Genomic DNA, 11,530 nt, shown 5'->3' on the forward strand with positions numbered 1-11,530 from the left:
GGGCCGCCCCGTTGCGAACAATCAAGGTAGTATCAGAACCGGAAATCCCGCTCGCCCTGGGCGATCTTCTCCAGGCGCTGGGCCACGATCTCCTTGACCTTGGGATTGGTAATATACTCCACCTGCTGGGCGATGACCTTCTCCCCGGCCTCTCTGGTCTCGGGGGCGGCATAGTCCATCAGGTATTCTTTCAGCGTCATCAGGGCGTTGGGCAGGCAGCAGTTCTGGATCTGCCCCGCCTTGCACAGGGACATGAACCGGTCGCCGGTGCGTCCCTCCCGGTAGCAGGCGGTGCAGAAGGAGGGCACATACCCCAGCTCCATGAGCCACCGCACCACCTGGTCCAGGGTGCGGGTGTCGGACACGTCGAACTGGGCGGAGGACTCCGCCTCGGGCTCCTTCTCCACGTAGCCGCCCACGCTGGTGCGGGACCCGCCGGAGATCTGGGAGATGCCCAGGTCCAGCACCCGCTCCCGCACCTTCTGGCTCTCCCGGGTGGAGATGATCATGCCGGTGTAGGGCACGGCCACCCGGATGCAGGCCACGATTTTCTCAAAAATCTCGTCAGAGATGCCGTTGTCAAAGGCGTTGGGGTCGATGTCGTCGGCGGGGCACACCCGGGGCACGCTGATGGTGTGGGGGCCCACCCCGAACGCCGCCTCCAGGTGCTCGGCGTGCATGAGCAGCCCGGCAAACTCGTACCGGTAGAGCTCCAGGCCAAAGAGCACCCCCAGGCCCACGTCGTCGATGCCCCCCTCCATGGCCCGGTCGTGGGCCTCGGTGTGGTAGGCGTAGTTGCTCTTGGGGCCGGTGGGATGGAGCTTTTCATAGCTCTCCTTGTGGTAGGTCTCCTGGAAGAGGATGTAGGTGCCGATGCCGGCCTCCTTCAGCTTCCGGTAGTCCTCCACGGTGGTGGCGGCGATGTTCACGTTCACCCGGCGGATGGCCCCGTTCTTGTGCTTGATGGAATAGATGGTCTTGATGGACTCCAGGATGTACTCCAGAGGGTTGTTCACCGGGTCCTCCCCGGCCTCCAGGGCCAGCCGCTTGTGGCCCATGTCCTGGAGGGCGATGACCTCCGAGCGGATCTCCTCCTGGGTGAGCTTTTTCCGGGGGATGTGCTTGTTCTTGGCGTGATAGGGGCAGTAGAGACAGCCGTTGACGCAGTAGTTGGACAGATACAGGGGAGCAAACATGACGATGCGGTCCCCGTAGAAATCCTGCTTGATCTGCTTGGCCAGGGTGAAAATCTCCTGATTCTTGTCCTCCAGCTCACAGGCCAGCAGCACCGAGGCCTCCCGGTGGCTCAGGCCCTTGCGGAGCCTGGCCTTTTCCAGAATGGCGTCAATCACAGCTGCATCCTTTTTGTGGGCGTCGGCGTAGGCCAGGGAGTCCAGGATCTCCTGGTGGTCGATGAATTCTTCCGCTTTTCTGGATCTGGGGTCGTACATGGGAACAACTTCCTTTCTTTTGGGTCAGCCCAGGATGTAGGGGCCGATGTCCCCATCGGCCCGCCTCCCCGCTTCCCCGTCAGTATTTTCTCTCTATTGGGGCGCGTCCCCCCGGGCCACGGCCACGGTACAGCCGATGGCAGCCAGCCGCTGTTTCAGGCCGGCCAGATGCTCGGCGGCCTCGGCCCCGGTGGACAGCTTATTGTCATATAGGGTGTACTTGTCCCTGGTGTCCGGCGGGGACAGGTTGGGCATCACCACGTTGGCCCCCGCCAGGATGCCCAGCTCCCGGCCCTGGGGGTGGATGGTGCCCAGGGCGGTGGTGGCGGGCAGCAGCACCTTTGGCAGGGTGAGCCGCACCAGGGCCAGCAGGATCAGGGTGTCCTCCAGGGTGCCCGCCGGTTCCCCCGCCAGGGGGGTGTCCTTCTGGGGGATAAAGGGCCCCAGGCCCACCATGTGGGGCCGGAAGTCCTGCAAAAAACAGAAGTCCTCCGCCAGGGTATCGGCACTCTGGCCGGGGGAGCCCACCATCATACCCGCTCCCACCTGGTAGCCGATGTCCTTCAGGGCCCGCAAACAGTCCAGCCGGTGGGCCAGGGTAAGCTCCGGCGGGTGGAGCCTGCCGTAGTGGGCGGCGTCCGCCGTCTCGTGCCGCAACAGGTAGCGGTCAGCCCCGGCGTCAAACCACAGCTGATAGACCGCCCGGTCAAACTCCCCCAGGGAGAGGGTAATGGCGCAGTCCGGCCAGCGGGCCTTGATGGCCGCCACCGTCTCTGCCACCCACTCCGGCGTGAGTCCCGGGTCCTCGCCCCCCTGGAGCACGAAGGTGCGGAACCCCCAGCCGTAGCCCTTCTCACAGCAGGCCAGGATGGTATCCCGGTCCAGCCGGTACCGGGGCACCCGGCGGTTGTCCCGCCGGATGCCGCAGTACAGGCAGTTGTTTTTGCAGATGTTGGAGCACTCGATGAGCCCCCGGACGTAGACCCGGTCTCCGAACCAGGCCCGGCGCTCCGCCGCCGCCCGGTCAAAGAGGGCCTGCCGGTCCAGGCTGTGCCGGTGGGCCAGCAGCTGACGCCATTCCTCCCGGCTCAGCCGCCGGTCCCGGCACAGCTTGTCCAGCAGCTCACGCATCGGACAGCTTGGAGTACACCGCCTTGCAGCTGACGCCGGGCAGCATCCCGGCCTTGCCGGACAGGGCGCTGATGGCGTCGGCGGGGGCGTCCAGGACGATGGAGATGATGTTCACCTTCCGCTCCCGGTAGGGCAGACCCATCCGGCCGATGATATAATCCTTGTACTGGTGGAGCAGGCTGTTGAGCTCCTCCACCGATTCGGGGTTTTCCACCACCAGACCCAGCAGGGCCACGCGATTTTCTTCCATAGTAACGTCTCCTTTCATTTGGTTCGCGGAAGAGCCGGAAAATGACAAATGGCGCCCCCGGAACGGGTGCGCCACTGGACCGCCTGTCTCTGCCGCGCGACCCTTTCCCGTCAGGCTGTGATCCCTTCCGCGTCAGTGTCGGTTTGTTAGATTATACTATACAGTTTTCCTTTTGTAAACCCCCGCTTACCCTTCAGGCATACGGCATCGCCGGCAAATTTTCTCCCCTCGTTCTTGCATTTTTGGCAGAATCATACTATATTAAAGTAGACCTTCCGTCCCGACATGTACTCCGGATGAAAAAGAGACGCATCCATACGTCAACGGACACGCCCTCAGGATTTGGTTTCTATTTCAAATTGGTGCGTCGAAGCTCCTGCACGATCATGGTGATGGCCTCCACCTGAACATCGGTAAGTCCGTCCACGCAGATGGTGCGGCTGGTCTGTGCTCCCAACAGGTAGTCTGTACTTACCCCGAAAATCCTGCTGAGCTGAAGCAGTACGTCATAGGGCGGCAGGTGGAGCCCGTTTTCGTAGGAGCTGATGACCGATTTGGACACGCCCAACTGATGGGCCAGGGCCACCTGGGACAGGCCCTTCTGGGTTCGCATCTGCCGAATCTTGGTTCCCGTCTCAGGCAGGTACACATCGTCACCTCTTTTCCTGGATACCAGAACATTGTACCTAAATTGTAGCCAGGATTGTCGTACTTATTCCCAAAATACTTGACTAATTAGGAGTTTCCTGTTATGCTATCACCAGCCATGATATGGTAAATACAATGGATGTGGAGAGCTCTCCCACAAATTTCTCGTAACTGTTTACAATTTGTGCGTGATTTTAGTTTTTCTATTTGATAGACTATTGGTGATGCAGATCCAGAGAGGTGAACACGTTGGAACATTCCGACCGCATCCAGGCCAGCCGCATCCGCGAGGTCAAGGAGCTGGCCGGCTATATGCTGCGCAAGCACTACTGCGAGAATGACCCGGAGGCCCTCATCCATCTGATGGACCGGCAGCAGCTCATCTGGCAGGGTGCGGGCGAGTCGGAATTTGCCGCTGAGCCCCACAAGGTGATGGAGCTGTTCCGTTCCATGAAAGGGGTGGTACCCAAATGCCGCCTCTCCCAGGAGTGTTACCACGTTTTGCCCCTGTCTCCCGACATCTATTTGTGCTCCGCCGTCTATTGGCTGGAGACCGACCCCTCCACCAAAATGTTCCTGCGGGTCCACCAGCGGCTCACCCTGGTGTTCCGCTATGTGGAGGATCGGCCCTGGTGCTGCCACCTCCACGTCTCCAACCCCTATTCAGAGATGGTGGAAGGCGAGGTGGGCTTCCCCGCCAAAATGGGTCAGCTCTCCTATCAGTACCTTCAGGAGCAGATCGATGCCCAGTCCGCCCGGATCCAGTCTCAGACCGCCATCCTCAAGCGGGTGCTGCTGCGGGATTCCCTGACCGGCATGTACAACCGCCACAAGTTCAACCAGGTGCTGAGCAATCTCCAGCGCCATGTGGACAAGCCCCTGGGCATTGCCTACTTTGATCTCAACGGCCTCAAGCAGGTCAACGACCGCATGGGCCACAAGGCCGGAGACCGGCTGCTGTACCAGGCGGCCTCCCACATCATGCTCTATTTTGAACAGCAGTCCTACCGGGTGGGCGGTGACGAGTTCGTGGTTCTGGATGACCAACGGGATGAGGCCGCCTTCCGCCAGGCGGTGGCGCTGGTGTGCGAGGATATGAACCAGGACCATATCAGCTGCTCGGTGGGGGTGTGCTGGCGGGATGCCCGGGGCGACGTGGAGGAGCAGTTCAACGAGGCCGACCACCTGATGTACCGGGAAAAGCAGCGGTATTACCAGGACCTGGGTGACAACCGTCTGCGTGTGTAACATGGGACTGTTGCAAAATACGCAAAGTGCATAAACCCCGTCATTCCGAGAAAAACGGCCGCCCACTTCAAACTGGGCGGCCGTTTTTCGTGGAGATCCGTCTCTTGTTGCCGGGAAAACCGATTGCCACGCTTGTGCGCACTGGCTCACAATGACAGATGAATTTGATTTTGCAGCAGACCCTTGCATCGTGTGGTCAGGATTTTTTCCCCAGCCTGCGGCGGGTACCGTCAGGCTCCACGATATAGGTGTTCTCCAGCTGGGCCACCAGGTTGTTGCGATAGGCGGCGATATACTCCTGCCGCAGCAGGTCACGCTCCACCATCTCCTCCGGGGTGAGTCCCGCCTCGCTCTTTGCCTTTTTGGCCAGTTCGTTGATGCGCTTGATCTTCTTTTCGTCCATTATACATATCGCTCCAGTAAAATCATGATGCGCCCCTTTTTGGACGGGCCGCCCACCTCTTTCAGCACGCACTTTCCCAGCCCCCGGCAGCTCAGCACGTCCCCCGCCGCCACGGGGCGGTCGGGCTTGAGGCACTCCCGATGGTTGAGCTGAACTTTTCCTGAGGCAATCAGGTCAGCGGCCTTTCCCCGGGACAGGGAGAAGCCGGAGGCCGCCACCGCGTCCAGCCGCAGGGAGCTGACGGTGTCCCGAATAGGCTTTACCTTTACCTCCGGAGGCTTTAATTGGGCCAGCTCCACCGGTGCGGTTTTGAGCCGCATCCGCCCGGCCTGGTCCAGGTTGGCGGCCAAAAAATCCGCCACCTCCTCCAGCGCCAGGATGTGACACTCTCCCTCCCCCACCAACAAGTCCCCGATCTTCTCCCGGTCCAGGCCCAGGCCCAGGATGGCCCCCAGAAAATCCCGGTGGCTCAGGGCGCCCCCCGACCAGGTGCAGCGGAGGGCCCGGATGGGGCAGTCGCTGTCCAGCCAGAGCTCCTCCTCCTGCCAGTCGGGCAGAAAGGCGCACACCGTTCTCTCCGCCCCCTCGAACCCGCCGTAAAACAGGTGCCGGGGGTGGCCGCTGGCGTTCAGCAGGTTTTCCACACTGAGGCGCTCCTGTGGGGATAAAAAGCCGGTGTGACCGGGGACCGACCGGGTCCGGGCCAGCTCCAGCTTGTCCAGAGCCCGGGCCAGCAGCAGCCGCTCCTCCCCGTCCCGGGCCAGCTTGTTCAGCAGTTCAGTTTTGGTCATCTCGTCCTCCTGTGGGGTAGTGTGTCCAGCATAGCACAGTTTTTCTCCCCTGGCAACCGCCCCTTGACAGGGATGCTATACTGATGGAAATGCAACGGAAGGGGGGATCTCTATGCTGAAATGGGTGCTGGCGTGGATCGGCCTTGCCAGCCTGCTGGACTTTGTGCTCATGGGCACCGACAAGTGGAAGGCCAGGCGCAACCGGTGGCGGGTGCCGGAAAAGACCTTCTTCCTGGTGGCCCTGCTGGGGGGCTCCCCCGGGGCCATTCTGGGCATGTACGCCTTCCGCCATAAAACCCGGCACTGGTACTTCAAGTGGGGCCTGCCCGCCATCCTGGCGGCCCAGGTGGCTCTGGGCGGCTGGCTGTACTGGCGGTTTTTCCTGTGACCATCCAAAAAACACACCGGGCTGCCGAACAAACGGCAGCCCGGTCTTTGTTTACCGCTGGTACTCGAACTCCAGGTTGTACAGGGAGACGATATCCCCGTCCCGGATGCCCATCTCCTCCAGCCGGTCGAAGAGCCCCGACTGGCGGAGCATCTTGTCGAACCAGTTGCGGGACTCGTAGTCCCCGAAGTTGACGTTTGCCATGAGGCGCTGGAGCCAGGGCCCCTCCACGATCCAGGTGTCCTCCTCGTGGATGATGTTTAGCGGCTCCGAGGTGTCCACCTCCGGGGGCCGCTCCACATAGGTGGGCTCATACACCGTGATGGGGGGCAGGTGCTCCAGCTCCCGGGCGGCGGCCAGCATCAGCTCCCGGGTGCCCATCTGGGCGGCGGCGGAGATCTCATAGAAGGGCATCCCCAGCTCCTCCACATGGGCCTTCAGGGCCTCCAGCCCGGTGCGGTCAGAGGCGATGTCCACCTTGTTGCCCGCCACCAGCATGGGCCGGGAGGCCAGATCGGGGCCGTACTGCTTCAGCTCCTCCTGGATGGCCTTGAAATCCTCCACCGGGTCCCGGCCCTCGCAGCCGGACACATCCACCACATGGATGAGCAGCCGGCACCGGTCGATGTGCCGCAGGAAATCGTGGCCCAGACCGGCGCCGTCGGCGGCCCCCTCAATGATGCCGGGGATATCGGCCAACACGAAGGACACTCCCTCCTCCACATATACCACCCCCAGGTTGGGGAAGAGAGTGGTAAAGTGGTAGTTGGCGATCTTGGGCCGGGCCTTGGACACCACGGACAGGAGGGTGGACTTGCCCACGTTGGGGAAACCCACCAGGCCCACGTCGGCCAGCAGCTTCAGCTCCAGGATGACCTGCCGCTCCTGGCCGGGCAGCCCCGCCTTGGCGAACCGGGGCACCTGCCGGGTGGGGGTGGCGAAGTGCTTGTTGCCCCAGCCGCCGTTGCCCCCTTTGGCCAGCACGAAGGAGTCGGTCTCCGACATGTCGCAAATGATCTCATTTGTGGCCGCGTCCCGCACCACGGTGCCCCGGGGGACCTTGATGACCAGATCCTCCCCATCCTTGCCGGAGCACCGCTTGCCCTGGCCGTCCATACCGTTGCCCGCCACGTACTTGCGCTTGTAGCGGAAGTCCATCAGGGTGGACATGTGGGGATTGATCTCCAGGATCACATTGCCCCCCCGGCCTCCGTCGCCCCCATCGGGGCCGCCGGCGGCCACGTACTTCTCCCGGTGAAAGGCCACCGCGCCGTTGCCGCCGTTGCCCGCCTTGACGGTGATGCGGGCGGTATCTACAAAGGGTGCTGCCATAAAGTTCTCCTTTTCCAAACAACCTGCTTTCGTAGGGGCAGCCTGTGACCGCCCGTGGGCGACCGCAGGTCGCCCCTACGACCCTGCGGCGTCCGCCGTTTACAGAAAAAGCCCCGGAACGGGAGTCCGTCCGGGGCTTAGTTTACCCATATTGCGGGCGATTACTGGGCGATCTCCACGATAGAGACCTGCTTGCGGTCCTTGCCCAGGCGCTCAAACTTCACGCGGCCGCTCTTGAGGGCGAACAGGGTGTCGTCGCTGCCCTTGCCCACGTTGACGCCGGGATGGATATGGGTGCCCCGCTGGCGGACCAGGATGTTGCCGGCCAGGACGAACTGGCCGTCGCCCCGCTTCACGCCCAGGCGCTTGGCCTCGGAATCACGGCCGTTACGGGTGGAGCCCACGCCCTTCTTATGGGCGAAGAACTGAATACCGATGTTCAGCATGGTGTCACACCTCCAAACTTGTGTGTTGATAAAGGATCGTCCGGGGTCAGTCGGCCTCCAGGACGAGAATATTTTCGGGGTATTCCTCGTGCAGACTGGTCAGATGGACCATGAGGGCGGTCAGAAGGGTCTGACAGGTGCTCTCACCGGTCTCGCTCAGTCCCCCGGGGATGCGCAGGGAGATGGAGGCGTCGGCCTCCCGCACCTTCACGGACGCCCCCAAGCCCAGCACGTCGTTGATGGCGCACTCGGTGAGACGGATGGCGCTGGTGATGGCGGCGCAGACGATGTCGCTCCCCGCTTCGGCATAACCGCTGTGGCCCTTTACGGTAAAGCCCACGATGCGGTCGCCCTCCATATGAAAAGAGACCGTAGTCATCTTACATGGAGATGGCGCCGATGGTCACCTTGGTGTAGGGCTGACGATGGCCCTGACGCTTCCGGTAACCCTTCTTGGGCTTATACTTGAAGACCAGGATCTTCTTGCCCTTGCCGTTCTTCACCACGGAGGCGTCCACCTTGGCGCCCTCCACCACGGGAGTGCCCACAGTGATCTTGTCCCCGTCGATGACGGCCAAAACCTTGTCAAAGGTCACGTTGTCGCCGGCCTCGTTGGGCAGCTTCTCAATGAAGAGGGTATCGCCCTCGGCCACCTTGTACTGCTTGCCGCCGGTCTCGATGATCGCGTGCATTCGTTTTTCAACTCCTTCATTACGGGCTCGCTGTCGGGGGAGGAAGTACGCAGGCCATGAGCCCCACTTCGCTTTTATTGTCACGCTGCGCGCCCTCCGCGACGGTCAACTGCTCAACACTCCGCCAAAAATGCCGCCGGCCATAGGCCAGCCTGTTTTTTGGCCTGCGTGTTTTGCTGTTGCCCTGCTCCCGGGCGCCTCCGCGCTTCTGATTCCCATTCAAAGCGGCTCTAGTAGTATATCAATCCAATTTCAAAAAGTCAAGCCTTATTCTGCCGTTTCCCCGGTTTTTTGCTCCAATATGGCCCAGGAGCCCGTCTCGGCACCCGCCGTCACAATGGGCACCACCTCCAGCCCATCCAATTCGGGCGCGGTCTCCCCCTCAGGGAGGGCCACCAGCACCCGGTCGGCGTACCGCTCCAGCAGTTCCAGGGTGAGGCCACTGCCGTCGTCCTCCCCCCGGAGGACCTCCAGGCTGGTCACCACCGACAGCTTGAGCTCCGGGTAGTCCTTCAGAGCCGTCTCCAGCTCCTGGAAGAAGGTCTCCATGGTCTGGGTCCGGGCGTCGGAAGCGTAATTGCTGTCGGTCTTGATGGCGCTGACGGTGCCCCGGTCGGGGAAGGAGCAGCTGTCCAAAATCAGCTCATCAAAGCCCAGGGCCGCCGTCTCGGCGCACACCTGGACCACATAGGCCCGGGCCTGTTCTGACAGGGGGCTGATCCACCGCACCTGCTTATCGTCCCACCAGTTGCCCGAGCTGCTGTGGATGGACAGGGCCCGGTCAGTCCGGGGCAGGGTATTGTCCCGGAAGCAGGACAGATAGGCGGCGGTGTACAGGTCTCCGCCGGTAAAATCAGTGATGGTGTCGTTGATCCCGGTCTGGGTGGAGGAGGTGCCCCAGGTGGTCTGGGACTGGTAATTCAGGCTCCCCTCCTCGGTTTTCACAGGCAGGATGGCGGCAGTAGCGCCGGCTTCCTCCAGCAGGGTATCGGCCTGCTCCAGCTTTTCCAGAGAGAGGGACAGCCCCCGGAAGGTCTCCTCCGGCTCCGGCGTGGGAGTCGGGGTGGGCTCGGGGGTGACCACCTGGATGGGGACGCTCCCCGCCGGCTCGTCCGGCTCAGTCTCGCCGCCGCTCTGGAAGATGGGGGGCAGCTCCACCCGCACCCCATCGGAGGAGTAGCGGATATAGGGCTCCAGAAACAGCAGCGCGGCCACCGACAGGGCCAAGGCCACCAGCAGGATCACGATGAGTATTTTCAGGGCCGTGCGCCCCCGGCTCCGGCCGTGATAGGGGTCATAACCGTTGCGCCGCAAACAGGACACCTCTTCCCTCTGTGGTCATCATGGCTTGTCCTCCACCTGACTCAGAGCGTGGTCCAGCTTTTGGAGGGCGGTAGCCACCAGCTCCCGGTCCTCCGGGGCCATGCTGTCCATCAGGCTGGAGAAATAACTGTGTACATCGGCGGCGGCCTTGTCCCGCAGATCGGCGTATTTGTTGGTGGCCGACACGTAGATCACCCGCCGGTCGGTCTCGCTGCGCTGCCGCTTGGCCAGGCCCAGCTTCTCCAGCCGGTCCACAATGCCGGAGACCGTACTGTTGGCGCTGCCGGTGCGCTCTGCCAGGGCGCTGATGGGCACCGGGCCCTCCTCCCCCAGCACGGTGAGCACCATGGCCTGGGGAAAGGTCAGATCCATCCGACCAAAGTGGTTGCGGAATTGCTGGGACATGTGCTGGGTCACCCGGAGATAGGACATAAAGAGGTTGGAATTTTCCATCTGGGACGTTTCTCCTTTCTGTATCCCGTGACGGTGCTGTCAGCCCATGGCCTTGGTGTTCAACCGCTGGAGGATTACCGCCAGCTCGGCCCGGCTGGTGGCGGCGCTGGGATTGAGCTTGTCGTTCGACCCCTCCAGCCAGCCCATGCCTACCGCATGGGCCATACCGTCCTCGGCCCAGCTGGCCACCTTGTCCCCGTCCTCAAACAGGTCCAGAGAACCCTGGGCCAGGTTGGCGGTGCCCCGGTACTGGTCATAGCGGGTAAGCATCACCGCCAGCTCCTGGCGGCTGAGCACCCCGTCCCCGTTGAACAGGCCCTGGTCGGTGCCCTTGATAATCCCCATGTCATGGGCCCACTGGGCGGCGGCGGCGTACCAGGCGTTGTCCGCCACGTCAGGGAAACTGCTCTGGCCGGAGGGCTGGGGTTCCCCCGCCATCCGCCACATCACCACCGCCAGGGTGGCCCGGGTCACGCTGCCGTTGGGGGAAAAGAGGGTGCTGGAAACGCCGGTCATGATCCCATCTGCCACCACCTCGTTGACAGCGGACTCATACCAGGCTCCGGGCTGCACGTCAGTAAAGCCGGCGGCACAGACCGGCAGGGTCATGGCTGCGCACAGGGTCAGGGCACAAGCCAGCGCCGCGTATCGTCTCTTCAAGGTATTCCACTCCTTGCTCTTTCTTTCAGTGTGGAACATTTTACGATACGGATTTTAAAAAACTATGAACATACCTGTACACATTTATAAATTCAGTCTGTTTTGCCTGCGTTTTGGACCTAAGGCTGGAAAACCTGAAAAAAAGAGGGCAATGCCGCCCCCTCGCTAGGCCGCCAGGGCCCAGCTGAGGGCGGCCAGCAGGCCGAAGCCAGGCACACCCAGCAGGCCCAGCACCAGGGCGTTGACCAGGTTGACCCCCAGCCGGAGGCCCACCAGCCCACCCACGCCGCTGAGGACGTAAAGCACCCCCAACC

Annotated in this window: 15 protein-coding genes; 2 read left to right on the forward strand and 13 right to left on the reverse strand. The window is 62.3% G+C overall.

Features of this window, described 5'->3' with window-relative positions:
* Positions 1-32: 32 nt before the first annotated feature.
* The 4 genes from hydG to H6B51_RS09725 all read right to left on the reverse strand — a co-directional run bounded on the left by hydG (position 33) and on the right by H6B51_RS09725 (position 3,481).
* Positions 33-1,451: a [FeFe] hydrogenase H-cluster radical SAM maturase HydG gene (gene hydG, locus H6B51_RS09710; RefSeq protein WP_204883492.1), complete on the reverse strand. Its 1,419-nt coding sequence runs from the start codon at positions 1,449-1,451 to the stop codon at positions 33-35.
* Positions 1,452-1,544: 93 nt separating this feature from the next.
* Positions 1,545-2,582: a [FeFe] hydrogenase H-cluster radical SAM maturase HydE gene (hydE, locus tag H6B51_RS09715; RefSeq protein WP_204883493.1), complete on the reverse strand. Its 1,038-nt coding sequence runs from the start codon at positions 2,580-2,582 to the stop codon at positions 1,545-1,547.
* Positions 2,575-2,832 carry a TM1266 family iron-only hydrogenase system putative regulator gene (locus H6B51_RS09720; protein ID WP_204883494.1) on the reverse strand — a complete coding sequence of 86 codons (258 nt, stop codon included), beginning with the start codon at positions 2,830-2,832 and terminating at the stop codon, positions 2,575-2,577. The genes hydE and H6B51_RS09720 overlap by 8 nt, the downstream gene beginning before the upstream one ends.
* A 349-nt stretch (positions 2,833-3,181) precedes the next feature.
* Complete coding sequence (locus tag H6B51_RS09725; protein WP_204883495.1) at positions 3,182-3,481, reverse strand: helix-turn-helix domain-containing protein; 300 nt, start codon at positions 3,479-3,481, stop codon at positions 3,182-3,184.
* A gap of 248 nt (positions 3,482-3,729) precedes the next feature.
* Here H6B51_RS09725 and H6B51_RS09730 point away from each other — a divergent pair, with 248 nt between their 5' ends.
* Positions 3,730-4,728, forward strand: a complete 999-nt coding sequence (locus H6B51_RS09730) for a GGDEF domain-containing protein (protein WP_204883496.1) — start codon at positions 3,730-3,732, stop codon at positions 4,726-4,728.
* A gap of 196 nt (positions 4,729-4,924) precedes the next feature.
* Here the strand turns inward: H6B51_RS09730 and H6B51_RS09735 are convergent, their stop codons facing one another.
* Both H6B51_RS09735 and H6B51_RS09740 read right to left on the reverse strand, forming a co-directional pair.
* On the reverse strand, positions 4,925-5,131 hold the full coding sequence (locus H6B51_RS09735) for a DUF896 domain-containing protein (protein WP_204883497.1): 207 nt from the start codon (positions 5,129-5,131) through the stop codon (positions 4,925-4,927).
* Positions 5,131-5,922: a YlmH family RNA-binding protein gene (locus H6B51_RS09740; protein ID WP_204883498.1), complete on the reverse strand. Its 792-nt coding sequence runs from the start codon at positions 5,920-5,922 to the stop codon at positions 5,131-5,133. The genes H6B51_RS09735 and H6B51_RS09740 overlap by 1 nt, the downstream gene beginning before the upstream one ends.
* A 112-nt stretch (positions 5,923-6,034) precedes the next feature.
* Here H6B51_RS09740 and H6B51_RS09745 point away from each other — a divergent pair, with 112 nt between their 5' ends.
* The gene (locus tag H6B51_RS09745) at positions 6,035-6,310 is read left to right on the forward strand and encodes a DUF1294 domain-containing protein (RefSeq protein WP_204883499.1); all 276 of its coding nucleotides are present in this window, start codon (positions 6,035-6,037) and stop codon (positions 6,308-6,310) included.
* A gap of 51 nt (positions 6,311-6,361) precedes the next feature.
* Here H6B51_RS09745 and obgE read toward each other — a convergent pair whose 3' ends face one another.
* From obgE to H6B51_RS09780, 7 genes are all read right to left on the reverse strand, one after another.
* Complete coding sequence (gene obgE / locus H6B51_RS09750) at positions 6,362-7,642, reverse strand: GTPase ObgE (RefSeq protein ID WP_204883500.1); 1,281 nt, start codon at positions 7,640-7,642, stop codon at positions 6,362-6,364.
* Positions 7,643-7,803: 161 nt separating this feature from the next.
* Complete coding sequence (gene rpmA, locus H6B51_RS09755) at positions 7,804-8,088, reverse strand: 50S ribosomal protein L27 (protein ID WP_087343860.1); 285 nt, start codon at positions 8,086-8,088, stop codon at positions 7,804-7,806.
* 46 nt (positions 8,089-8,134) lie between these two features.
* On the reverse strand, positions 8,135-8,467 hold the full coding sequence (locus H6B51_RS09760) for a ribosomal-processing cysteine protease Prp (protein WP_204883501.1): 333 nt from the start codon (positions 8,465-8,467) through the stop codon (positions 8,135-8,137).
* Between the two features lies 1 nt (position 8,468).
* Positions 8,469-8,780: a 50S ribosomal protein L21 gene (rplU, locus tag H6B51_RS09765; RefSeq protein WP_204883502.1), complete on the reverse strand. Its 312-nt coding sequence runs from the start codon at positions 8,778-8,780 to the stop codon at positions 8,469-8,471.
* Positions 8,781-9,047: 267 nt separating this feature from the next.
* Complete coding sequence (locus H6B51_RS09770; RefSeq protein ID WP_204883503.1) at positions 9,048-10,094, reverse strand: putative glycoside hydrolase; 1,047 nt, start codon at positions 10,092-10,094, stop codon at positions 9,048-9,050.
* Positions 10,095-10,121: 27 nt separating this feature from the next.
* On the reverse strand, positions 10,122-10,556 hold the full coding sequence (locus H6B51_RS09775) for a MarR family winged helix-turn-helix transcriptional regulator (RefSeq protein WP_204883504.1): 435 nt from the start codon (positions 10,554-10,556) through the stop codon (positions 10,122-10,124).
* 39 nt (positions 10,557-10,595) lie between these two features.
* Positions 10,596-11,216, reverse strand: coding sequence for an S-layer homology domain-containing protein (locus H6B51_RS09780; protein WP_243421226.1), 621 nt, complete (start codon positions 11,214-11,216; stop codon positions 10,596-10,598).
* Between the last annotated feature and the right edge of the window lie 314 nt (positions 11,217-11,530).

Source organism: Pseudoflavonifractor phocaeensis (assembly GCF_016901955.1).
GTDB classification, from domain to species: Bacteria; Bacillota; Clostridia; order Oscillospirales; family Oscillospiraceae; genus Flavonifractor; species Flavonifractor phocaeensis_A.

Bases quoted from the DNA above. Each gene is read 5' to 3' on its own strand.
- hydG (WP_204883492.1), bottom strand. From the start codon at position 1,451: ATGTACGACCCCAGATCCAGAAAAGCGGAAGAATTCATCGACCACCAG.
- hydE (WP_204883493.1), bottom strand. From the start codon at position 2,582: ATGCGTGAGCTGCTGGACAAGCTGTGCCGGGACCGGCGGCTGAGCCGG.
- H6B51_RS09720 (WP_204883494.1), bottom strand. From the start codon at position 2,832: ATGGAAGAAAATCGCGTGGCCCTGCTGGGTCTGGTGGTGGAAAACCCC.
- H6B51_RS09735 (WP_204883497.1), bottom strand. From the start codon at position 5,131: ATGGACGAAAAGAAGATCAAGCGCATCAACGAACTGGCCAAAAAGGCA.
- H6B51_RS09740 (WP_204883498.1), bottom strand. From the start codon at position 5,922: ATGACCAAAACTGAACTGCTGAACAAGCTGGCCCGGGACGGGGAGGAG.
- H6B51_RS09745 (WP_204883499.1), top strand. From the start codon at position 6,035: ATGCTGAAATGGGTGCTGGCGTGGATCGGCCTTGCCAGCCTGCTGGAC.
- obgE (WP_204883500.1), bottom strand. From the start codon at position 7,642: ATGGCAGCACCCTTTGTAGATACCGCCCGCATCACCGTCAAGGCGGGC.
- rpmA (WP_087343860.1), bottom strand. From the start codon at position 8,088: ATGCTGAACATCGGTATTCAGTTCTTCGCCCATAAGAAGGGCGTGGGC.
- H6B51_RS09760 (WP_204883501.1), bottom strand. From the start codon at position 8,467: ATGACTACGGTCTCTTTTCATATGGAGGGCGACCGCATCGTGGGCTTT.
- rplU (WP_204883502.1), bottom strand. From the start codon at position 8,780: ATGCACGCGATCATCGAGACCGGCGGCAAGCAGTACAAGGTGGCCGAG.
- H6B51_RS09775 (WP_204883504.1), bottom strand. From the start codon at position 10,556: ATGGAAAATTCCAACCTCTTTATGTCCTATCTCCGGGTGACCCAGCAC.